Consider the following 21,142-nt stretch of genomic DNA (forward strand, 5'->3'; position numbering starts at 1 on the left):
GATCACGAGGGAGTGGTGCCGGTGCTCGACAGGTTCTTCGAGCTGACCGGGCGGGGGAGCACCGTCGGCCGCGAGGTGCGTGGTGGTCTGACCACGTTCATGGCGATGGCCTACATCATCCTGCTCAACCCGATCATCCTGGCCGGCGCGAGGGACGTCACCGGTGCCCGCCTGTCGATCGTGGAGCTGACCACCTCCACGGCCCTGGCCGCCGCGATCTCGACGCTGCTGATGGCGTTCGTCGGCAACGCGCCGTTCGGGCTGGCGGCCGGGCTGGGGCTCAACGCCGTGGTCGCCTACCAGGCCGCCCCGCGCATGACCTGGCCCGAGGCCATGGGCCTGGTGGTGCTCGAAGGCGTCGTCATCATCGTGCTGGCCGTGTCGGGACTGCGTACGCTGATCATGAACGCGATCCCGCTGGCGCTCAAGCACGCGATCAGCGTGGGGATCGGGCTGTTCATCGCGCTCATCGGGCTCGTGGACGCCGGTTTCGTCGCGCCGGGCTCCGGCACGCCCGTGCAGCTCGGCGCGACGGGCCACCTCACGGGCTGGCCCGTCGCGGTGTTCAGCTTCGGCCTGCTGCTGATGATCCTGCTGTACGTGCGCAGGGTCCCCGCCGCCATCCTCATCAGCATCGCGATCACCGCACTGCTCGCCATCATCGTCAACGAGACGGCCACGGTCGAGCCGGGCGCGTGGGGCGTGGTCACCCCGCACCTGCCCGAGTCCCTGATCGCCGCGCCCGACTTCGGGCTGGTCGGGCGGTTCGACCTGTTCGGCGGGTTCGCCACCGCCGGGGCGCTGACGGCCACGGTCGTGCTGTTCACGCTGGTGCTGTCGGGGTTCTTCGACGCGATGGGCACGATCATCGGCGTCAGCGACGAGGCCGGGATGGTGGACGACAAGGGCCGGGTGCCCAGGCTGGGCCGCATCCTCACGGTGGACGGCGTGGCCGGCGTGGTGGGCGGCACGGTCAGCTCCTCGGCCAACACCGTCTTCGTCGAGTCGGCGGCCGGTGTCGGCGAGGGGGCGCGTACCGGGCTCGCCAGCGTGGTGACCGGCGCGCTGATGGGGCTGACGCTGTTGTTCACGCCGCTCGCCGGCGTGGTGCCCGCCGCTGCCGCCGCGCCCGCGCTGGTGCTGGTCGGCGCGCTCATGATGACGCAGAGCAGGAACGTGCCCTGGGACGACCTGGAGCTGGCCGTGCCGGCGTTCCTGACCATCGCGCTGATGCCGTTCACCTACTCGATCACCAACGGCGTGGGGGCAGGGGTGATCGTCTACACGCTCATCAAGGCCGTCAGGGGGCGCTTCTCCGAGATCCCGGTGCTGCTCTGGATCGTCTCGCTGGTCTTCTTCGCCTACTTCGCCATCGACTGGCTGCAGGAGCTGTTCGCCTAGCGGATGTCGCCGCTGTTGCAGGCCACGCCGTTGCCGTCGAGGTCGGTGTACCAGGCGTACTCCTCGTGGCGGCCCTTGTGGTAGGGGCCGTAGCCGGCCGCCCCGGCCTCCTTGCAGCTCGGGAAGCGCTTGTCGGGAACCCGGCCCGAGACGCCCGTCTGCTGGGCGCCGGGCTGGGTCTGGCCCGTACCGGTCTGGGTCTGACCCGGTTGCGTCTGGTTCGTGCCTGGCTGCGTCTGGTTCGTGCCTGGCTGCGTCTGGTTCGTGCCTGGCTGCGTCTGGTTCGTGCCTGGCTGGGTCTGACCGGTGCCGGGAGGCGTCTGCTGCGTCCCAGGCGGCGTCTGCTGCTGGGTGCCGGGGTCCGTCGCGCCGGGGGACGCCGGGTCCGTGGGGGCGCCGGTCGGAGAGCCGCCGAGCATGCGGGCCACCAGCGACTCGGCGTCCTCCTTGGTGAAGCCCGCGATGCTGACGCTGTCGCCCTCCATCGGCTGGGTGACGATGGGCGCGGCCAGCACCGTCTTGGGCTGGTCGGCCTGCTCGGGCGCCAGCACGATCGCGACCGACCGCTGGTCGAGCGCCAGCTCGTCGATCAGCTCCATCAGCCGCTCCTTGAACGCCGGCGCGACCGCGATGCGGACGGAGTATTGGCCGTCGCGCTCGCGCAGCGGCTCGATGCGCTGCACCGACTGCACGGTGATGCCGTCTTCGAGGAGATAGCACGTGGTCTTGGCGCTGTCGAGCACGGCCGGGTCGCCCGGGCAGGGCGCGGGCTTGGTCTCGGTGACGGGCGCGAAGTGGATCGGCACCGCGAGATGCTGCGGCGGCTTGCCGCCTAACAGCGGTGTGTCAGGGTTTTGCGTCATCAGGACGGCGACCGTGCCGAGCACGCCCGCGACGAGCACGACGAGGACGAGCGACACGATCAGCACGATGGTGGTGAGTCTGCTGGCCTTCGGCTCCCCCGGATCCGCGATCGGCGGCTCTTCCGGCTTGTCCATCGATGACGTTCCCATCCTGACGGCCCATTCTGACGGGTCGGGCTGCGGGTGAGCCTATCGAGAGGAAGCCACACCGGGGTAATCAAGCGGATGTTCCACGCCGAACCGGGGGAAGGGAGCAAGAATGGGGGCAGGATCGCACGTTCGGCGAAAGAGTTGCGCGATGAAGGTCGGAGTGCCGCGAGAGGTCAAGAACAGCGAGTATCGAGTGGCGCTGACCCCGGCCGGGGTGCACGAGCTCGTCCGCCACGGGCACCAGGTGTTCGTGGAGCGCGACGCGGGTGCCGGGTCCGCCGTTCCCGACGAGCAGTACGCCGCGGCGGGCGCCGTCCTGGTGCCCGAGCCCGACGAGCTGTGGGGCGAGGCCGACCTGGTGATGAAGGTCAAGGAGCCGGAGCCCGAGGAGTACCACCGGCTGCGCAAGGGGCAGGTGCTGTTCACGTACCTGCATCTGGCGGCCTCGCGCGGCTGCACGCGGGCGCTGCTCGATTCGGGGTGCACCGCCGTCGCGTACGAGACCGTGCAGGCGCCGGGCGGCGCGCTGCCGCTGCTCGCGCCCATGTCGGAGGTGGCGGGACGGCTGGCCGCGCAGGTCGGCGCCTACCACCTGATGCGCTCGTCAGGCGGCAGGGGCGTGCTGATGGGCGGCGTGCCGGGCGTGCACGCGGCGCACGTCGTGGTGATCGGCGCCGGGGTGTCCGGCATGAACGCCGCCGCCGTCGCCCTCGGCATGCAGGCCGAGGTGCTGCTGCTCGACAAGAACATCGACAAGCTGCGCCAGGCCGACCTCATCTACCAGGGCCACTGCCAGACCGTGGCGTCCAACACGTTCGAGATCGAGCGGGCCGTGCTGGAGGCCGACCTGGTCATCGGCGCGGTGCTGGTGCCGGGCGCGAAGGCGCCGAAGCTGGTGAGCAACGACCTGGTGAGCCGGATGAAGCCGGGCTCGGTGCTGGTCGACGTCTCCATCGACCAGGGCGGCTGCTTCGAGGACTCGCGGCCCACCACGCACGAGGAGCCGACGTACCGGGTGCACGACTCGATCTTCTACTGCGTGGCCAACATGCCGGGGGCGGTGCCGCACACCTCGACGTTCGCGCTGACGAACGTGACGCTGCCGTACGCGCTGGCCATCGCCGACCAGGGCTGGCAGCGGGCGATGCGCGCCGACCCCGCGCTCGCGCTGGGCCTGAACACGCACGAGGGCCGTCTCACCAGCCGCCCGGTCGCGCAGGCGCACGGGCTGGAGTGGACGGCCCTCGGCGAGGTGCTCGGGTGACGCCTCTTACTGCTGGGACTCGCTGGGCGACGGCGCCAGGGTCTCCATCGGCGTCTGCTGCTGGCCGGTGGGCTCGGGCGGCAGCGGGGCCTGGTCGGCGGTCGTGGTGATCGCGTCGGGGCCGCCGCAGGTGGCGCCGGGCTCAGGCGTGTCGGGGCCGTTCTGGTAGCGCTTGATGAACGCCTCGAGCTTCGGGTCCGCCGGGTCGGTCAGCTTGAGCTGGTGGCCCCAGGAGGACACCACGATCGGCGCCGGCAGGTTGGGGAACGGGCTCATCAGCATGTAGTCCTGCTGGCCCGTCGAGCCCGCGACCTCCTTGAGCTTGTCGACCTGGGCCTTGGCGAGGTCGGGGCGGTAGGTGATCCAGACCGCGCCGTGCTCCAGCGAGTGCACCGCGTGCTCGCTGTGGATGGGCTTGTCGTAGATGGCGCACTGCTGCCAGTAGTTGTTGTGCTCGCCGCCCACCGGCGGCGTCTCCTTGTAGGAGACCGCGTTCCAGACGTGCTGGCCGGCGTCGTACTTGACGCTGCTCACCGCGTCGAGCGAGGTCTCCTGGGCGCGTTTGACGAGGTAGAAGCCGACCACGCCGACAAGCACCACGATGATGAGCCCGCCTGTGCCCCACATGAGCAGCGCCGCGCGGCGCTGCTTGCGCCGCTGCTCGGCCCGCATCTTCTGCAGATGCTCGCGCCGCGCCTGCGCCTTCTCCTTCGTCATCGTTCCTCCATCGGCGTACCAACTCCGGGTCACCCTATGCCCTCCGGGCGTATGTGGAGAATAAGGCCCGCATAAGCATGCGATCACAGCTCCGCGCGCAGGTGGGTACGCTGGACGGGCCATGGAAAAGCCCGTGAGGAAACCCGTCCTGATCATCTGCGGTGTGCTGGTGCTCGCCGCGGCCGCGTTCCTGCTGTTCGGCCGTTCCGGCACGCCGGGCGACACCTCGCCCGAGGCCGGGTTCGCCCGCGACATGGCCGCGCATCACGCGCAGGCCGTCGACATGGCGTTCACCATCAGGGACAAGGGGCCCGCCAAAGAGATCTCCAGTCTGGCCTTCGACATCATCAACACCCAGGCCAACCAGCGGGGCATGTTCCTCGGCTGGTTGCAGCAGTGGGGGCTGGGCCAGGCCACCGACCAGCGGCCGATGGCCTGGATGAGCGGCCACGGCCACAACGCCGCCGCCGTGCCCGGCCTGCAGGGCGGCCTGATGCCCGGCATGGCCTCCACGCAGGAGCTGACGCAGCTCAAGCAGGCTCAGGGGCAGCAGGCCGAGGTGCTGTTCCTGCAGCTCATGATCCGCCACCATGAGGGCGGGGTGCAGATGGCCGAGGGGCTGCGGCAGCTGTCCACGCGCAGCGAGGTCGTCGGCATGGCGCAAAAGATCATCGACGGGCAGACCGGGGAGATCAAGCTGATGACCGACCTGCTCGGCAAGCGGGGCGCCCAGCCTCTGCCTTCGATACTGAAGCCGCAGTAGGCGCGATGCGTCCCGACGCGGTCGTCGTGGGGTCGGGGCCCAACGGGCTGGTGGCCGCCGTCCTGCTGGCCCGCGCCGGGCTGCGGGTGACGCTGCTGGAGGCGGCCGATCGGTTCGGCGGCGGGCTGCGGTCCGCCGAGCTGACGCTGCCGGGGCGCGTCCACGACGTCGGGGCGACCGTGATGGCGATGGCGCTGGCCTCGCCGGCCTTCCGTGAGCTGGGGCTCAAGGGGGTGGAGTTCGCGCACCCGCCGCTGCCCGCCGCACACCCGCTCGACGACCGGCCCGCCGTGCTGGTGCACCGCGACGTGCGGTGTACGGCGCGGGGGCTCGGCCGCGACGGGCCCGCCTGGCTGGCGAGTGCGGGCGCGGTGGCCCGCGGCGGTCTCCCCCTCGCCGAGCTGCTTCTCAAACCCCTGGGTCCGTGGGGGTCCTTGCCGGTGTCCGCGTTCGTACGGGCGGCCGCCTTCGGGGCCGTCGCGGCGCTGCCGGCGACCACGTTCGCGCGGACGGCGTTCCGTACGGTCGAGGGGCGGGCGCTGCTGGCCGGCATGGCGGCGCACTCGCTGCTCGACCTGCGTGCGCCGCTCACCACGGGCTACGGGCTCATGCTGGCCTCGCTGGCGCACCTCGTGGGGTGGCCGGTGGTGCGCGGCGGGTCCCAGGTGCTGGCCGACGCGCTGGTGGCCGAGCTGCGGGCGCTCGGAGGCGAGGCGGTGAGCGGTCATCGCGTACGCCGGCTGGCCGAGCTCGACGCGCCCGTCGTCGTCCTCGACGTGACGCCCCGGCAGTTCCTCGCCATGACCGATGACCTGCCCGGCGGCTACCGGCGGCGGCTGGCCCGCTATCGCCACGGGCCGGGCGTGTTCAAGATGGACTGGGCACTCGACGGCCCGGTGCCGTGGCGCGATCCGGCCGTCGCGGGCGCGGGCACCGTGCACCTGGGCGGCACGCTGGAGGAGATCGCGCTGAGCGAGGCGGAGACGGCCGCCGGGCGGCACTCGCCCCGCCCGTACGTGCTGCTCGTCCAGCCGCACACGGCCGACCCGGCGCGCGGCGGCCACACGTTGTGGGCCTACTGCCACGTCCCCAACGGCTCTGCCAGGGACATGACCGACGCCATCGAGACGCAGATCGAGCGCTACGCGCCGGGCTTCCGCGACCGGGTGCTGGCCCGCCACGCGATGGGCCCGGCCGCGCTGGAGGCGGCCGACGCCAATCTCGTGGGCGGCGACATCTCGGGCGGGCTCGCGAGCCTCGGCCAGTTCGTCCGCCGCCCGGTCTGGTCCCCGGCGCCGTGGCGCACCCCGCTGCCGGGGGTGTTCCTGTGCTCGTCGGCCACGCCGCCGGGGCCTGGGGTGCACGGCATGGGCGGCTGGCAAGCCGCCCGCCTGGCCCTGCGGCCCTGACCGTCCCGTCCCGGCCAGGACGACAGCGGCGGGGCGGGCGGCGCACCGGGCGGTGACGCCTCAGGAGGGCGAGGCGGCGGCTTCCTCGGCGAGGGCCGCGGCGAAGGCGTCCACGTCCTCCTCCGTGGTGTCGAACGCGCACATCCAGCGCACCTCGCCCGTGGACTCGTCCCAGGTGTAGAAGCGGAAGCGCTTCCTCAGCCGGTCGGCGACGTCGGCGGGCAGCACGGCGAAGACCGCGTTCGCCTCGACGGCCCTGCTCAGCCGCACCCCGGGGACGCCTTCGACGGCCGCGGCGAGCCGCCTGGCCATGGCGTTGGCGTGGCGGGCGTTGCGCAGCCAGAGGTCGCCGGAGAGCAGCGCCTCGAACTGCACGGACACGAACCGCATCTTCGACGACAGCTGCATGTACGTCTTGCGCAGGTAGTCGACGCCGGTGGCCGCGTCAGGGTCGAGCACGACGACCGCCTCGCCGTACAGCAGGCCGATCTTGGTGCCGCCGAAGGAGAGCACGTCGACGCCCGCGTCGGTGCTCAGCGCCCGCAGCGGCACGTCCAGCGCCGCCGCGGCGTTGGTGAGGCGCGAGCCGTCGAGGTGCACGGTCAGCCCGAGCCCGTGGGCGTGCGCGCAGACCTCGGCCAGCTCGTCGGGCGTGTAGACGGTGCCCAGCTCGGTGACGTTGGACACCGAGACCACCTTCGGCTGGGCGCGGTGCACGTCGCCGAACCCCCACGCCTGCCGGTCGATCAGCTCGGGCGTGAGCTTGCCGTCGGGCGTGGGCACCGTCAGCAGCTTGATGCCGCCCGCCACCTCGGGGGCGCCGCCCTCGTCGGTGTTGATGTGGGCGGACTCGGCGCAGATGACCGCCTCCCAGGGCGCGGTCATGGCCCGCAGGGAGACGACGTTGGCGGCGGTGCCGTTGAACACCGGCCACGCCTGCGCCGTCTCGCCGAAGTGCCGCTGGAAGACCTGCCGCATCGCCTCGGTGTAGACGTCGTCGCCGTAGGCGACCTGGTGGCCGCCGTTGGCCGCGGCGATGGCCTGGAGGATGTCGGGGTGCACCCCGGCGTAGTTGTCGCTGCCGAACGCCTTGAGCCGGGGGTCGTGCCGGGGAATCAAGAGGTGAGGTCCAATCGCGTGCCGTTGATCTCTTCTGCCGGGCGGTCGTAAAGGCCGCCGATGGCCGCTGCCAGGTCGTCGACGTCGGTGAACCCCGCGAACCTCGCCTCCGGCTTCGCCGCTCGCATGGCGGCGTTGGCCAGGGCCTTCACCACGAGGATGACCGCCGCGCTGCCGGTGCCGCGCAGCGCGTCGGCCAGGGAGAGCGTCCACGCCTCGGCCGCGGCCTTGGCGGCGGCGTACGCGGCGCCGCCGGCCTCGGGCGCCTGCGCGGCCCGGGCGGAGACGATCACGAACCGGCCGTTGGCGCTGCGCCGCAGCAGCGGCTCGAACGCCAGCGAGACGTGCTGGAGCGTGCGGACGAGCAGATCGTGCAGATCGTTCCAGTCGTCGAGACTGGTCTCGGTGAACGAGGGCGCGCCGCGCCAGCCGCCCACCAGGTGGACGACGCCGTCGACGTGGCCGTGCTCACGCTCGACGCGAGCGGCCAGCTCGTTGACGGCGGCGCGGTCGAGCAGGTCGCAGTCCTTCCTGCCGACCTCGATGACGGTGTGCCCGCCGTTGCGGAAATGAGCCGACACCGCCGCGCCGGTGGGGCCACCGGCCCCGGTCACCAAGATGATCATGCGCGGAGCCCCCTAGTCGATTCGACCACGTCCGTCAGCTTACGGCGCAGGGCCTCGTAGAACATGCTCAGGGGGAACTCGTCCGGCAGCACCGCGTCCACCTTGGCCTTCTGCTCCTCGGGCAGCGCCGCGATCCCCTTGGCCCAGGTGGAGGCGGGGTGCGGGGCCACGTACGCGGTGACCAGCTCGTACGCCGCCAGCCAGTGCGCCAGCTTGGACCGGTCGATGCTGTCGCGGTAGAGCTTCTCCACCTCGCCGCGCAGGTCGGCGACGCCGATGGCGACCCGCTCCCAGTCGATCGAGAGCCGGTTGTCGGTCCAGCGCACGATGTCGTTGCGGTGCAGGTAGGCGAAGAGCAGCTGGCCGCCCAGCCCGTCGTAGTTGCGCACCCGCTCCCCCGTGATCGGGAAGCGGAACAGCCGGTCGAACAGGATCGCGAGCTGGACGTACCGGGCGTACGGCACCCCGCGCCGCTCCAGCTGCACGGCCTCGCCGAACGCGGTCAGGTCGCAGCGCAGCTCCTCCAGCGAGTACAGCCAGTACGGCATCCGCTGCTTGATCATGAACGGGTCGAACGGCAGGTCACCGTGGCTGTGGGTGCGGTCGTGGACGAGGTCCCACAGCACGTACGTGTCCTGGGCCAGCCGCTGCGAGTCGAGCAGCCGCTCGGCGTCCGGCGGCAGGTCGAGCCTGAGCGTCTCGGTCGCGGCCTTGGCGACCCGGCGGAAGCGCGCGGCCTCGCGGTCGGCGAAGATGCCGCCCCAGGTGAAGCGGGCCGGGGTGGTGCGCACGGCGACCGTCTCGGGGAACAGCACGGCCGAGTGGGTGTCGTAGCCGGAGGTGAAGTCCTCGAACGCGATCGGCACGAACATCGGGTTGTCGTAGCCGCCCGCCTCCAGCTCGGCGAGCCAGCCCGGCCAGATGGTCCGGATCCAGACGGCCTCCAGGTTCCTGTTGGGGTTGCCGTTCTGGGTGTACATGGGGAAGACGACGAGGTGTTCCAGCCCGTCCTCGCGCTGGGTGTCGGGGTGGAACAGGTCGAGCGAGTCGAGGAAGTCGGGCACGCCGAGGCCCTGGGCGGCCCACTTGGCGAGGTCGTCGCGTACGGCCTGGAGGTAGGCGGCGTCGTGCGGGAAGTGCGGGGCGAGGCCGGCCACCCGCTCGGCGACGGCCGCGACCAGCTCGCCGGCCCGCTCCTTGTGCTCATCGGGCACCGAGCCGTCCTTGACCTGCAGCGGGCGCAGCTCCTCCACGGCCTCCTTGAGCCGGGCGAACTTCGCGGCCTTGACCTCGTCGCGCTCGGCGCGGCCGGCCTCGTCGCCGGGGACGCGGGCGGCCCAGGTGATCACGTTGCCCCAGAGCCTGCGGTGGTCGTGGTCCTCGATCGAGTCGTCGCCGAACAGGTCGGAGTCGGCGAACACGACGACCCGGCCTTTGCCGTGCCGCAGCGCGACGGCCAGCGGCGCGTTCGCCGGCGCGGCCGACGGCGAGCTGCTGAACAGGACCTCGGCGTCCTCCGCGCTCAGCACACCCGAACGGTAGAAGCAGGCCGTACGCACGCCGGCCAGCAGCCCCGAATCCGTGGAACGTTCCGCCAGCACCCAGGTCGCCACGCCGCGGTAGGCGTGACCGGGGTCGCGCACGGTGGTGTGCTCCACGCGCACGCCGAAGCGGGCCAGCAGGCCGGCGAGGTTGTTGCCGTACTTGTCCTGCTCCTCCTCGGCCAGCACCACCAGGCCGCCGCCGTCGCCGACGTACGCCTCGATCGCGTCCAGCTCGGCGGAGGCGAAGACCGGGCTCCCGTGGCCGGTCGTGCGCTCCCAGCGCGGATCCGACGGGTGCGCGATCACCAGGACGTCCTGGGCGGCCAGCGTCTCCGCGTCGAGCGGGCCACCGGTGTGGGCGGCGACGGTGTGCCCCAGGTGCCGCAGCAGCCCGGCCGCGCGGGCGTAGCTCGTGTCGTCGGGATGGGCGGGATTGACGGCCTCCGCGAGCTCACGGCGGATGGTCCACGACTCACTGTGCGCCTCGTCGAACAGCACCCTGGGGAACGACTCCATGAAATATCTCCTGTATCTACCGCCTTATGCCGAAAAATATACACACACCTCTCGTATGCTCCGCCAATCCCTCCCGAATGGCGAGACACTTACGCGGCTCCCGGCCGTACGACGCCCGTCTCGTACGCGAACACGACCGCCTGCGCCCGGTCCCGCAGCGACAGCTTCATCAGCACCCGCGCCACGTGCGTCTTGACCGTGGCCTCGCCGACGTACAGCTTCCCGGCGATCTCCGCGTTGGTCAGCCCGCGCGCCATCAGCCGCAGCACCTCCAGCTCGCGCGGCGTCAGCTCGTCCAGCGCGGGCGAGTGCACCGGCTCGGCCCGCCCGGCGAACGTGGCGATCACCCGGCTGGTCACGGCCGGGTCGAGCAGCGCGTCACCGGCGTGCACGACCTTGATGGCCTCGATGAGCTGCTCGGGCGGCGACACCTTGAGCAGGAACCCGCTGGTGCCGGCGCGCAGCGCGGCGTAGAGGTTCTCGTCGGTGTCGAACGTGGTGAGCGTGATGATCTTCGGCGGCGACGGCGCGCCGAGGAGCTCCCTGGCCGCCGACAGCCCGTCCTGGCGCGGCATGGAGATGTCCATGAGGACGATGTCCGGCCGGGTGCGCCGCGCGACGGCGACGGCCTCCCGCCCGTCGGCGGCCTCACCGACGACCTCCATTCCGGGGTCGCTCTCGACGACCATGCGCAGCCCGGCCCTGACCATCGCCTGGTCGTCGGCGATCACGATGCGAATGCCCACAGGCGGAGGGTAGACGCCGGGCGTCCCCCTGAACACCCGCCGGACGGGCGTGCCAAGCCGGTCGCAAGCGGGTTCCAAGATCAGGGCACGTGGACGCTCTGCCTGATGCGGGCCTGCACGGCGTCGTCGCAGGTGGTGCGGGGACAGAAGTACATGACGAGCATGGTCTTGGGCTCGCGGTCGATCACGTAGCTGACGAAGCCCAGCCTGGTGCCGGTGCCGGGGTCGTGCAGCGAGCCGTCGAAGCGGGTGGCCGGGCTGTTGCCGGCCTGGTCGAGCACCGGCTTGCCGAGGTCGACCTGGCCCGGCAGCAGGGCCTCCATCTTGGGTTTCATCAGCTCGGACGTGCCGCTGGCGTCGAGGGTGTCGGAGACCTGGACGTACACGCCGGACAGGCTCTCCGGGTCGTCGACGAAGATCTCCGCGATGCGCGACCAGTCGGCCCCAGGACCGGCCACGAACAGCTGCTCCAGCTCCTGCGCGTGCGGCGAGGCGACGGCGAAGAGGTCCTGGTGGGTGCGGACGGTCCAGTCGCCCGGGTAGTCGAAGGTGAGCGGGGCGGCGGCGCTGGTCTTGTAGCGGGTCCAGGTCTCGCCGCGGTTGTTCATGATGACGACGGCGACCAGCGCGAGCGCGGCCACGGCGGCGACCAGCGTGGCCACCACGACGGGCAGCCGGCCGGGCCGCTTCCTGGCGGCGGCGGGCTTCGTGGGAGGAGCGGCGCCGGGCCCCGTGGCCGGTCCCGCCGTCGCGGTGGCGCGAGGGGCGGGGGCCGCGAACGACGGCACGGAGTGGGGGCCCGAGTGCGGGCTGGGGCTGGGCCTCGGGATGAGGTGCGGCCCCGAGCCCGGCCCGCCGTACGGGTCGTACGCCGGCCCGCTGATCGCGTCGCGCAGCGCGGCCACGAACTCCGAGCACGTGGCGTAGCGCTGCTCGGGCGACTTGGCCAGGGCCCTGCTCATGACGGCGTCCACCTGGGGCGGCAGCTCTGGCCTGATCTGCGACAGCGGCACCGGCTGCTCGGCCAGGTGGGCCCAGAGCAGCGCGATGTCGTTCTCGCGCTGGAACGGCAGCCGCCCCGACAGCGCCTCGTAGACCACGCAGGCCAGCGCGTACTGGTCGCAGCGGCCGTCGATGTGCTCCTTGTTGATCTGCTCGGGCGACATGTAGCGGGGCGTGCCGATGAACTGGTCGGTCTGCGTCAGCCCCGAGATGGACGAGCGGTGCTTGGTGATGCCGAAGTCGGTCAGGTAGACGTGGTCGCCGGCCAGCAGGATGTTGGCCGGTTTGATGTCGCGGTGGATGAGGTCGTGGGCGTGCGCGGCGTCGAGCGCGGCGGCCGTCTGGGCGAAGATCTGGTTGGCCGGGCCGAGCGGCAGCGGGCCGCGGTCGTGGATGAGGCGGCGCAGGTCGAGGCCGTCGACGTAGCGCATGGCGATGTAGAGCACGCCGTCGGCGTCGGCGTTGGCCTCGTAGATCGGGATGATGTTGGGGTGCTCGATGCTGGCGACCGTCCTGGACTCCAGGATGAAGCGCTGCCTGAACCTGTCGTCGACGCTGAGCACCGGGTTGAGGATCTTGAGGGCCACGCGGCGGCTCAGCCTGGGGTCGAGCGCCAGGTAGACGACGGCCATGCCGCCCTTGCCGACGATGTCCTCGATGTAGTACCCGGCCACCTCCTGGCCGATGAGCGATCTTTCGTTCAATGGCATCACGTCTCGATGGGGTGGCCGCAGTAGCCGCAGAAGCGGTGCGCCGGGCCGAGTCTCATGCCGCACGAGGTGCAGTACTTGATCGCCGGGTCGGGCGCGGTCATCACCTGCTGCTGCTGCGGGACCACGTGGAACGGCTGGGACCGCCGCACGACCACGGTCTGGTCGGAGCCTTGGTCGAGTGGTGGGCCGGCCGCCAGGGGCTGTGGCGGTTCTGTCGGTATTTCAGGAGTGCGGCGGCGCCACAGCAGATACGCCCCGCCGCCGGCGGCGGCGAAAAGTATCGCGGCGGCCAGGATCAGCGGCCACAGCGGGGACGAGGGCTCCATCTGCCGCGCCGTCCGCCTGGTGCCCTGGTCCTCGGGGCCGCCCCGCTTGGCCAGCGAGGTCTTCAGCAGCTCGGCGGCCACCACGTTGCCCGGGTAGAGCTCGAGCACGCGCTGGAAGCCGGGCGCGGCCTCGGTGTAGTACTGCGTGTGGTAGCGGGTGAGCGCGGCCTCGAAGGCCGTGTCGATCGCGCCTCTGCGCGGCACGACCTTGGCCTCGGCCAGGATGCCGGTGACCTCCCTGATGCCGATCATCCGGCCCTCCTTGCCGCCGCCGACCAGCAGGCCGATGACGTGGCCGTCCTTGTCGCCGATCACGGGGGCGCCGACCATGCCCTTGTCGGCCAGGCCGCCGAGCTTGACCGGCTCGTCCACCTTGTTGTCGGGATCGGCGAACGGCCGGCCGCCGTCGCCCGCCGCGCCGCCCTTGCCGAGGTGGGCGATCTCGACGGTGTGCGTGACCTTGGGCCCAGGACGTCCGAGGAAGCCCGCCACGTTGGTGGGCGAGCCCGGCTGATCGGGCACCTTGTCGGCGAGCGGCGCGGTCGGCATGCCGACGCCGCCGGCGGACGGGGTCTCCGGCACCAGGACGGCTGGGGAGTCGGGCTTCGGCCCTGCCTTGATGCACGTGACCTTGAAGCCGTCGGGGCTGGCCGGTGAGACGTTGGGGAAGGCGGTGATCTCGGTGGTGACGTCGATGATGCAGGTGGCGGTGTCGCTCTCGGGCGTGTAGCACTGCTGGAGGTGGCGGTCGAGTATGTCGTCGTCGAGGCGGTGCTTCTTGTAGTCGGCGGGGATCTTGACCTTGTGGTGTTCCGCGAAGATCTTGTTGGCCGCGTAGACCTCGACGTCGTCGGGGTTCACGGCCAGCCGGCGCAGGGCGACGATCGTGCCGTCGGGGCTGATGACCGTGCCCGTCCCGGCGGCGAACGGGATGTCGTAGGACCGCTCCACGTGTTTGAGCTCGCCGACGTGGTCGAGCAGGGTGATCTCCACATGGGAGACGGCCTCTAGACGTACGACGGCGGGGCTCACCAGGTCGGTGATCCCGCTCGGATGTTCGTGCGCCGACGCCGGCAGTGCGATGAGGACCACCGCCACCGCGATGCCACCGGCAAGGGCTCTGAAGCGCGCCATCTCTCCGCTCCAAACGCACGACTAGGACCAGCGTCCCAATCAGGTGCCGTAAGTCAATAGACCGCTACGTAGACAAGCGCTTGCTCGGGGACATAACGTACCTGAATGGGCATCACGATCGGCGTCGATGTCGGCGGCACCTTCACCGACGTGGTCGTTCGCAGCACGTCCGGCTCGATCTCCGTGGCCAAATGTCTGAGCACCCACTACGACCCCATCGCGGGGATCGTCACCGGCGTTACGCGCGCGCTCGCGGGGAGCGACCCAGCCCAGGTCACGAGGGTGGTGCACGCCACGACCCTGGCCACCAACGCGGTACTGGAACGCACCGGGGTGCGCGTCGCGTTCGTCACGACCTGCGGCTTTCGTGCCACGATCCCGCTCGGCCGGTACGCCCGCGTCGAGGAGGACCGCTACGACCTCCGCTTCACCCCGCCGCCCCCGCCCGTCTCCCCCGGCGACTGCTTCGAAGTGACCGAGCGCGTCTCGGCCCGCGGCGAGGTGCTCACGCCGCTCGACCCCGACTCGGTACGCCGGGTCGCCGCCGAGATCGCCGGCCGCGGCATCGAGTCGGTCGCCGTGTGCTTCCTGCACTCCTACGCCAACCCGGCCCACGAGCGGCAGGCCGCGGCGATCCTGCGCGAGTCGGTCAAGAACGTGGTCGTCTCCTCCGAGGTCTGGCCGGAGATCCGCGAGTACGAGCGGGCCACCACCACGATCGTCTCGGCCTACGTCGGGCCGCTGATGGCGGCGTACCTGTCGCGGCTGCGCGAGCGGCTGGCCGGCATCGGGATCCACGCGCCCGTCCATGTGATGGAGTCCAGCGGCGGGGTGCTCTCCGCCGAGCTGGCCGCGCGGCGGGCGGTCGCCACCATCGAGTCGGGGCCCGCCGCCGGGGTGCTGGCGGCGGCGGGAGCCGGGTTCGCGGACGCGATCTCGTTCGACATGGGCGGCACCACCGCCAAGACCTGCGTCATCAGGGGCGGGCGGCCGGAGATCACGCACGAGTTCCACGTCGGCGGCAAGGGCAGCTTCGGCGGGCGGCGGGCGGGCACCGGCGTGCCGATCAAGACGCCCGCCATCGACCTGGCCGAGGTGGGAGCCGGCGGCGGCAGCGTGGCCTGGCTCGACCCGGCGGGCGCGCTGCGCGTCGGGCCCCGCTCGGCCGGCTCCTCCCCCGGCCCCGCCTGCTACGGCCTGGGCGGGGACGAGCCGACCGTCACGGACGCGAACCTCGTCCTCGGCTACCTGTCGTCGGCCTCCATCCCGCTCTCCCCCGGCCTCGCCGGGGCCGCCCTGGACCGGCTCGCCGGGCCGCTCGGGGTTGCGCGGGAGGAGGCGGCGTACGCCGTGCACACGATCGTCAGCGCCTCCATGGCGTCGGCGGTGCACGTGGTCACCGTGCAGCGGGGCATCGACCCGCGCGGGTTCGCGCTGGTCGCCTTCGGCGGGGCCGGGCCCATGCACGCGGCGCGGGTGGCGGAGCGGTTCGGGATCGCGACCGTGGTGGTGCCGCCGTACTGCGGGGTGGCCTCGGCGGCCGGGCTGCTCGCGGGCGCGCTGTCGGCCGACCGGGTGCTGACCCGGCTCGACGCGCCGGACCCCGAGGCCCTCTTCACCGCGCTCGCCGCCGACGCCGCCGACGACCTGGACGTCCCGCTCGCCGCCGCCACCGTGACCCGCTCGGTCGACGCCCGCTTCCGCGGCCAGGCGCACGAGCTCACCATCCCGTGGACCCCCGACCGCGCCACGCTGGAGTCGCGGTTCGCGCGGCGCTGCGAGGAGGTGTACGGGATCGCGCAACGGGGCGAGATCGAACTGGTCAGCTACCGCGTACGCGTCACCCTGCCACCCCCTCCCATGGAGAGTGCGGAAGAGCCCGTGGCGACGACGGGTGGGACGCCGGGCTCGCGGCGGGCGTACTTTCCCGAGTGCGGGGGCCGTGCCGAAGTGCCCGTGCACACCAGGGAGACGCTCGGGGGCGCGGGCGCGCTCTGTGGTCCCGCCATCGTCGAGGACCCCGAGTCGGCCATCGTCGTGCCGCCCGGCTGGACCGCGGCACTCACCGGCACCCGCGCCGTCCACCTCACCAGGAGGAGCGAGCCGTGATGGACCCCCTGACCGCCGAGGTGCTGCGCAACGCGCTCGTCGTCGCCGCCGAGGAGGCGGGCATCGTGGTCGTGCGGTCGGCGTACTCGACGTTCATCGTGGAGGGCTCCGACGCCTCGGCCGCGATCCTCGACGTACGGGGGCGGCTGATCGCCCACTCCATGGCCACCACGCTGATGAACAGCATGGCGCTCAAGGTCGCGCTCCCCGAGCTGCTGCGCGACTTCCCGCCCGAGACCATGACACCGGGCGACGTGTACGCGCTCAACGACGCCTACCGGGGCGGCGTGCACACCAACGACCTGCTCGTCTACCGCCCGGTCTTCGTGGACGGCGTCCCCGCGTACCTCACCGCCACCATGATCCACGTCTCCGACCTCGGCGGCCTCTCGGCGGGCGGCATGGCCCCGCTGGCCACGGACATCTTCCTGGAGGGCCTCCAGCTCCCGCCGGTGCGCCTGGCCACCCGCGACGGCCTCGACCCGGCCATCGAGGCCATCCTGCGGGCCAACAGCCGCACCCCCGGCAAGGTCGTGGGCGACGTACGGGCCCTCGTGGCGGGCACCGCCGTCGCCGCGACCCGCCTGGAGGCGCTGATCACCGAGTACGGCGTGCGCGGCCTGGCCGAAGGCGTGGACCACTACCTCGACCACACCGAGGCGCGGACCAGGGCGGCGCTCGCGGAGCTGCCCTCGGGTCGGTGGGAGGCGGCGTACCCGATCGACGACGACGGCATCGATCCCGAGAAATCGCATCACGTCCGGGTGGCCGTCGTCCTCGGCGACGGGGCCGCGCGGCTCGACTTCACCGGTACCGGCCCGCAGGTCCCGGCCGCGATCAACGCCTCCGCGTCGCAGTCGCTGGCCGCCGCCGTGTTCGCCGTCCGCTGCTTCCTCGACCCCGCGATCCCCATGAACGACGGCTGCCTGCGCGCCATCGACGTGCACCTGCCCGAGGGCAGCCTGCTCAACGCCCGCTCCCCCTACCCCTGCGGCGGCCGGTACGTGCCCGTCTACGCCGCCATGGAGGCCGTCTTCCAGGCGCTGTCCGACGCGGTGCCCGAGCGTGCCATCGCGGCCGGCGGGATCCTGCAGCCGTTCTCGATCGCGGCCGTCGGGGCGCCGTACTGGATCCATCTGTCGTACGACTTCGGCGGCGCCGGCGCCCGGCGCGGCCTGGACGGGCCCGACGCGACCGGCGTGCACTTCGGCATCGGCCGCAACTCGGTGCCCCAGGCCGAGCCGGTGGAGAGCCGCTGCCCGATCATCGTGGAGTCCATCGAGACCGTCCCCGACTCGGGCGGCCCCGGCCGCTACAGGGGCGGCCTGGGCTCCCGCACGGTCTACCGCTTCCTGGCCGACTGCCACGTCACCACGCGCGGCGACCGCCTCCGCCTCCCGCCACCGGGCCGCGACGGCGGGCAGCCAGGCCGGGTGGGCGGCTTCTACCGCCGCCACCGGGACGGCACCGTGGAACGCCTCCCCTCAAAGGCGAACAACGTGCGGTTCACGGCCGGCGAAGCCTTCATCGTGGAGACAACCGGCGGCGCCGGCCTCGGCCCACCCACGGCCCGCGAGAGGTCGGCCATCGAAACAGACCTCGCCACCGGCCACCTCACCCGACGAGGCGCCGAAAAGGACTACGGCTTCACGCCAGATCAGTCAGATCACCGGGATCGAAACTGACGGGGAAGGGCTCGGACAGATCGGCTCGCGCACCTGCCCGGAACACGACCGGCTCGGCATAGGAGTCGCCATCAAGCTCATAGACATGCAACGCGGGCCCCTGCCCAGGCTCAAGCCGCCAGTGAGCAGGGATACCCGCCGCTGCGAAAGCCGCATTCTTCAGGTTCCGATCCACCGCCGCAGTCCCCGGACTGACGACCTCCACCGCCAGCAGCACATCCTCCGGCCGAAACATCAGTCTCACGGACTTGGCCGCAACTTTCGGCACGACGACGAGATCGGGAATGTAGAAGTCGCTGTCGCTCGCCCGCACGTTGACTGTCGACAGCACCTTCAGGTGGGCGGGCTTGGCTGCATGCAGAATCATCTGCAGCGCGAAGATGATGTCCTGATGGACGGGGGTGGGGGCAGGACTCACTAGCAGGCTCCCGTTGAAGAGCTCGTATCGGAACCCGTCATCCGGGATCTCGAGCAGGTCGTCGACGGTGAACGGCGCGCTGAGCGCCTCGGTCCGCGCGACGTGCTTGGCCGGTTCGATCGTCGCCATTGCGGTCACCCACTCAGTATCGGGAGTCAGACCCTCGTGCACATGCTACTTACCCAAGAAGGTTGACCTTGAGTGATGGTCTCGCCACGCTTCGGCGCCGCGTAGGACGGCGGTGTGGACGGCGCGGGCCGCGCGGGCGCCCCAGTCCGAGCGGGGGCCGCCGAACAGCTCCTGCGGGCCGTCCGCGCGGGCCGCGACGCAGACGGCGTCCGAGGCGGTGCCGGTGCCTGCGAAGCCGGCTTCGAGCATGGCCTGGGTCTTCGCCTCGGTGACCGTCATCACGGTGTTGACCAGGGCCGCGTCCGTCATGGCGACGGGCAGGGCGACCACGATGTTGATGGTGCCGACGCGGATGGGGGCCAGCTCCGGGTCCTGGTGGCCCTCAGGGGCGGCGGCCCAGGTGGGGACGCGGAGCCCGACCGTGGCCCAGGCCCGTACGCCGCCGTCGGTGGCGCGGACGTACCGGTCGACGGAGGCGGCCGTCATCATGCCGACCCCGGCTCCGCGGGAGGGCCCGAGCGAGATGAGGTGGTCGGCCGGGTCCATGCGCGCGTACCCGGCCACGACCTGGGCGTTCAGCACCCACTCGCGCTCGCCGATGCCCCCGCCGAGCGGCGCGGAGGAGATCATCCGCCACCCGGGGCCGAACTCCCACAGCAGCGCCCCGAGCCTGGCGCCGTCCTCGACGCGGTAGGTGAGCTTCATGTCCCTCCCCTGACGAGATGCACGACAGGCCGCCCGTCGGGGCCCGGCTCGATTTTGACCTGCGCGTCGAAGTGCCGTCCGACGAGTTCCTCGGTGAGCACGGCGGCGGGCTCGCCGGTGGCGGCGGCGCGGCCCTCGGCGAGCAGCAGGAGCGAGTCGGCGTACAGGCCGGCGACGGTGAGGTCGTGCAGGGTGGTGACGACGGTCAGGCCGTCGGCACGGCGCAGCCGATCGACCAGCTCCAGCACCTGCTGCTGGTGGCCGAGGTCGAGCGCGGTGGTGGGCTCGTCGAGCAACAGCACGGGCGCCTCCTGCGCGAGCGCCCTGGCCAGCACGGCGCGCTGCCGCTCGCCGCCGGACAGCTCGCCGACCGGCCGCATCGCGAGCCCGGTCAGGTCGAGCCGCTCCAGGACGGACTCGGCGACGGCCCGGTCGTGCCCGCTCTCGCGCCCCAGGTAGGGGATGTACGGCGTGCGCCCGAGCAGCGCGTAGTCGAAGACCGTCATGTCGGGCGGCAGGGCGGGCGTCTGGGGCGCGTACGCGACGAGCCTGGCCCGCTCGCGCGGCTTGAGCGCGGCGGCGGGCCGCCCGCCGAGCGTGACCTCGCCCCGGTGCGCGACGAGCCCCATGACGGCCTTGAGCAGCGTGGACTTGCCGGCCCCGTTGGGCCCGATGACGGCGGTCCACTCGCCGCGCCGCACGTGCAGGTCCACCTGGGAGAGCACCTCGCGCTCGCCCAGCCGTACGGTGAGCCCGCGTGCCCCGATCACGTGACCACCCGCCTGGTCATGCGCAGGACGGCGACGAAGAACGGCGCCCCCACGAACATCGTGACCACCCCGATCGGCAGCTCGGCGGGCGCGAGCACGGTGCGGGCGACGAGGTCGGCCATCACCAGGAAGGCCGCGCCGCCGATGAGCGACAGCGGCAGCACGATCCGGTACGAGCCGCCGGCCAGCCGCCGCACGACGTGCGGGACGACGATGCCGACGAACCCGATGAGCCCGCTGACCGCGACGGCCGCGGCGGTGGCCAGGGAGGCGGCGAGCAGCACGACGAAGCGCACCCGCCCGGCCCGTACGCCGAGCCCCGCCGCCTCCTCGTCGCCCACGGACAGCACGTCGAGCATGCGCCCGTGCAGCAGGAGCAGGACGGCGGAGACGGCGGCGTACGGCAGGACGAGCAGGAGCTGGTCCCATCCGCCGCCGACGTCGCCGAGGATCCAGGCGTAGATGCGCTGCAGCTTCTCGACCTCGAACTGCTGCAGGAACGTCTGGATCGCGGTGAGGAACGAGGTGACCGCGACGCCGGCCAGGACGAGCGTGGCGGTGCCGCCGTTGCGTCCCGCGGTGTTGCCCAGCGTGTACGCCAGGAACACCCCGCCCACCGCCCCCGCGAACGCGGCCACGGGCACGCTGGCGGACGGCAGCAGCACGATGGCCGCCGTCGCCGCCAGCCCGGCCCCGGCGGCCGCGCCCAGCAGGTAAGGGTCGGCGAGCGGGTTGCGGAAGACGCCCTGGTACCCGGCTCCCGCCATGGCGAGCAGCCCGCCGACGACGGCGGCGACCAGCACCCTCGGCAGCCGCAGCTCGAACAGCAGCCCCTGCTCGACCGGGGCCAGCCCCGAGTCGACGTGGGTGAACGGCAGCCAGTCCGCGACCTGGAGCACGACCTGCCAGGGCGAGATGTCGGCGGCCCCGTCGAGCATCGGCGACCGGCGCGGTGCCGTAGGTGACCAGCAGGTTGAGCCGGTTGGCCGACTCGAGCTGCGCCTTGGGCACCAGGTTGGGCACCGTGGCGTCC

At 72.1% G+C, this 21,142-nt stretch carries 18 protein-coding genes; 6 read left to right on the plus strand and 12 right to left on the minus strand.

Annotated features, from left to right (window positions below):
* Positions 1-21 precede the first annotated feature (21 nt).
* The gene (locus AB0K28_RS25595) at positions 22-1,401 is read left to right on the plus strand and encodes an NCS2 family permease (RefSeq protein ID WP_364374598.1); all 1,380 of its coding nucleotides are present in this window, start codon (positions 22-24) and stop codon (positions 1,399-1,401) included.
* Here AB0K28_RS25595 and AB0K28_RS25600 read toward each other — a convergent pair.
* On the minus strand, positions 1,398-2,399 hold the full coding sequence (locus AB0K28_RS25600; RefSeq protein WP_364374601.1) for an excalibur calcium-binding domain-containing protein: 1,002 nt from the start codon (positions 2,397-2,399) through the stop codon (positions 1,398-1,400). The two genes, AB0K28_RS25595 and AB0K28_RS25600, sit on opposite strands and share 4 nt — an antisense overlap.
* Positions 2,400-2,562: 163 nt before the next feature.
* Between AB0K28_RS25600 and ald the strand changes: the two genes are divergently transcribed.
* The gene (gene ald, locus AB0K28_RS25605; RefSeq protein WP_364374603.1) at positions 2,563-3,678 is read left to right on the plus strand and encodes an alanine dehydrogenase; all 1,116 of its coding nucleotides are present in this window, start codon (positions 2,563-2,565) and stop codon (positions 3,676-3,678) included.
* A gap of 6 nt (positions 3,679-3,684) precedes the next feature.
* On the opposite strand, the gene AB0K28_RS25610 is transcribed toward ald, so the two are convergent.
* Complete coding sequence (locus AB0K28_RS25610; protein WP_345400701.1) at positions 3,685-4,395, minus strand: DUF3105 domain-containing protein; 711 nt, start codon at positions 4,393-4,395, stop codon at positions 3,685-3,687.
* A 133-nt stretch (positions 4,396-4,528) separates the two neighbouring features.
* Between AB0K28_RS25610 and AB0K28_RS25615 the strand changes: the two genes are divergently transcribed.
* Complete coding sequence (locus AB0K28_RS25615; protein ID WP_364374606.1) at positions 4,529-5,158, plus strand: DUF305 domain-containing protein; 630 nt, start codon at positions 4,529-4,531, stop codon at positions 5,156-5,158.
* 5 nt (positions 5,159-5,163) lie between these two features.
* Positions 5,164-6,567, plus strand: coding sequence for an NAD(P)/FAD-dependent oxidoreductase (locus AB0K28_RS25620; protein WP_364374609.1), 1,404 nt, complete (start codon positions 5,164-5,166; stop codon positions 6,565-6,567).
* A 60-nt stretch (positions 6,568-6,627) separates the two neighbouring features.
* Here AB0K28_RS25620 and AB0K28_RS25625 read toward each other — a convergent pair whose 3' ends face one another.
* The 6 genes from AB0K28_RS25625 to AB0K28_RS25650 form a co-directional block, all read right to left on the minus strand.
* Positions 6,628-7,686 (minus strand): low specificity L-threonine aldolase, encoded by a 1,059-nt coding sequence (locus AB0K28_RS25625; protein WP_364374612.1) that lies wholly within the window; start codon positions 7,684-7,686, stop codon positions 6,628-6,630.
* Positions 7,683-8,312: an SDR family oxidoreductase gene (locus AB0K28_RS25630; protein ID WP_364374615.1), complete on the minus strand. Its 630-nt coding sequence runs from the start codon at positions 8,310-8,312 to the stop codon at positions 7,683-7,685. The genes AB0K28_RS25625 and AB0K28_RS25630 overlap by 4 nt, the downstream gene beginning before the upstream one ends.
* The gene (locus AB0K28_RS25635; protein ID WP_364374618.1) at positions 8,309-10,372 is read right to left on the minus strand and encodes a DUF6421 family protein; all 2,064 of its coding nucleotides are present in this window, start codon (positions 10,370-10,372) and stop codon (positions 8,309-8,311) included. The genes AB0K28_RS25630 and AB0K28_RS25635 overlap by 4 nt, the downstream gene beginning before the upstream one ends.
* 89 nt (positions 10,373-10,461) lie before the next feature.
* Positions 10,462-11,118, minus strand: a complete 657-nt coding sequence (locus AB0K28_RS25640) for a response regulator transcription factor (RefSeq protein ID WP_345400680.1) — start codon at positions 11,116-11,118, stop codon at positions 10,462-10,464.
* 80 nt (positions 11,119-11,198) lie between these two features.
* Complete coding sequence (locus tag AB0K28_RS25645) at positions 11,199-12,830, minus strand: serine/threonine-protein kinase (RefSeq protein WP_364374621.1); 1,632 nt, start codon at positions 12,828-12,830, stop codon at positions 11,199-11,201.
* Entirely contained in the window at positions 12,830-14,293 is a 1,464-nt protein-coding gene (locus tag AB0K28_RS25650) for a zinc ribbon domain-containing protein (protein WP_345400674.1), read from the minus strand. Before AB0K28_RS25650 ends, AB0K28_RS25645 begins: the two co-directional genes overlap by 1 nt.
* Positions 14,294-14,398: 105 nt before the next feature.
* Between AB0K28_RS25650 and AB0K28_RS25655 the strand changes: the two genes are divergently transcribed.
* Both AB0K28_RS25655 and AB0K28_RS25660 read left to right on the plus strand, forming a co-directional pair.
* A complete protein-coding gene (locus AB0K28_RS25655) occupies positions 14,399-16,402 on the plus strand; it encodes a hydantoinase/oxoprolinase family protein (RefSeq protein WP_364374624.1) in 2,004 nt (667 codons plus the stop codon).
* Positions 16,402-18,087, plus strand: a complete 1,686-nt coding sequence (locus AB0K28_RS25660) for a hydantoinase B/oxoprolinase family protein (RefSeq protein ID WP_364374645.1) — start codon at positions 16,402-16,404, stop codon at positions 18,085-18,087. The genes AB0K28_RS25655 and AB0K28_RS25660 overlap by 1 nt, the downstream gene beginning before the upstream one ends.
* Here the strand turns inward: AB0K28_RS25660 and AB0K28_RS25665 are convergent.
* From AB0K28_RS25665 to AB0K28_RS25680, 4 genes are read right to left on the minus strand one after another with little or no spacing between them, the layout of a single operon-like run.
* On the minus strand, positions 18,050-18,634 hold the full coding sequence (locus tag AB0K28_RS25665) for a Uma2 family endonuclease (protein WP_364374627.1): 585 nt from the start codon (positions 18,632-18,634) through the stop codon (positions 18,050-18,052). The two genes, AB0K28_RS25660 and AB0K28_RS25665, sit on opposite strands and share 38 nt — an antisense overlap.
* A 45-nt stretch (positions 18,635-18,679) precedes the next feature.
* On the minus strand, positions 18,680-19,339 hold the full coding sequence (locus AB0K28_RS25670; protein WP_364374630.1) for an adenosylcobinamide amidohydrolase: 660 nt from the start codon (positions 19,337-19,339) through the stop codon (positions 18,680-18,682).
* Entirely contained in the window at positions 19,336-20,109 is a 774-nt protein-coding gene (locus tag AB0K28_RS25675; RefSeq protein ID WP_345400661.1) for an ABC transporter ATP-binding protein, read from the minus strand. The genes AB0K28_RS25670 and AB0K28_RS25675 overlap by 4 nt, the downstream gene beginning before the upstream one ends.
* Complete coding sequence (locus tag AB0K28_RS25680; RefSeq protein ID WP_364374634.1) at positions 20,106-21,047, minus strand: iron ABC transporter permease; 942 nt, start codon at positions 21,045-21,047, stop codon at positions 20,106-20,108. The genes AB0K28_RS25675 and AB0K28_RS25680 overlap by 4 nt, the downstream gene beginning before the upstream one ends.
* Positions 21,048-21,142 lie beyond the last annotated feature (95 nt).

The sequence above is a fragment of the Nonomuraea sp. NPDC049504 genome (assembly GCF_040676845.1).
GTDB classification, from domain to species: domain Bacteria; phylum Actinomycetota; class Actinomycetes; order Streptosporangiales; family Streptosporangiaceae; genus Nonomuraea; species Nonomuraea salmonea.

Bases quoted from the DNA above. Each gene is read 5' to 3' on its own strand.
- AB0K28_RS25670 (WP_364374630.1), bottom strand. From the start codon at position 19,339: ATGAAGCTCACCTACCGCGTCGAGGACGGCGCCAGGCTCGGGGCGCTG.
- AB0K28_RS25600 (WP_364374601.1), bottom strand. From the start codon at position 2,399: ATGGACAAGCCGGAAGAGCCGCCGATCGCGGATCCGGGGGAGCCGAAG.
- AB0K28_RS25610 (WP_345400701.1), bottom strand. From the start codon at position 4,395: ATGACGAAGGAGAAGGCGCAGGCGCGGCGCGAGCATCTGCAGAAGATG.
- ald (WP_364374603.1), top strand. From the start codon at position 2,563: ATGAAGGTCGGAGTGCCGCGAGAGGTCAAGAACAGCGAGTATCGAGTG.
- AB0K28_RS25645 (WP_364374621.1), bottom strand. From the start codon at position 12,830: ATGCCATTGAACGAAAGATCGCTCATCGGCCAGGAGGTGGCCGGGTAC.
- AB0K28_RS25660 (WP_364374645.1), top strand. From the start codon at position 16,402: ATGGACCCCCTGACCGCCGAGGTGCTGCGCAACGCGCTCGTCGTCGCC.
- AB0K28_RS25630 (WP_364374615.1), bottom strand. From the start codon at position 8,312: ATGATCATCTTGGTGACCGGGGCCGGTGGCCCCACCGGCGCGGCGGTG.
- AB0K28_RS25665 (WP_364374627.1), bottom strand. From the start codon at position 18,634: ATGGCGACGATCGAACCGGCCAAGCACGTCGCGCGGACCGAGGCGCTC.
- AB0K28_RS25680 (WP_364374634.1), bottom strand. From the start codon at position 21,047: ATGCTCGACGGGGCCGCCGACATCTCGCCCTGGCAGGTCGTGCTCCAG.
- AB0K28_RS25655 (WP_364374624.1), top strand. From the start codon at position 14,399: ATGGGCATCACGATCGGCGTCGATGTCGGCGGCACCTTCACCGACGTG.
- AB0K28_RS25650 (WP_345400674.1), bottom strand. From the start codon at position 14,293: ATGGCGCGCTTCAGAGCCCTTGCCGGTGGCATCGCGGTGGCGGTGGTC.
- AB0K28_RS25620 (WP_364374609.1), top strand. From the start codon at position 5,164: ATGCGTCCCGACGCGGTCGTCGTGGGGTCGGGGCCCAACGGGCTGGTG.
- AB0K28_RS25635 (WP_364374618.1), bottom strand. From the start codon at position 10,372: ATGGAGTCGTTCCCCAGGGTGCTGTTCGACGAGGCGCACAGTGAGTCG.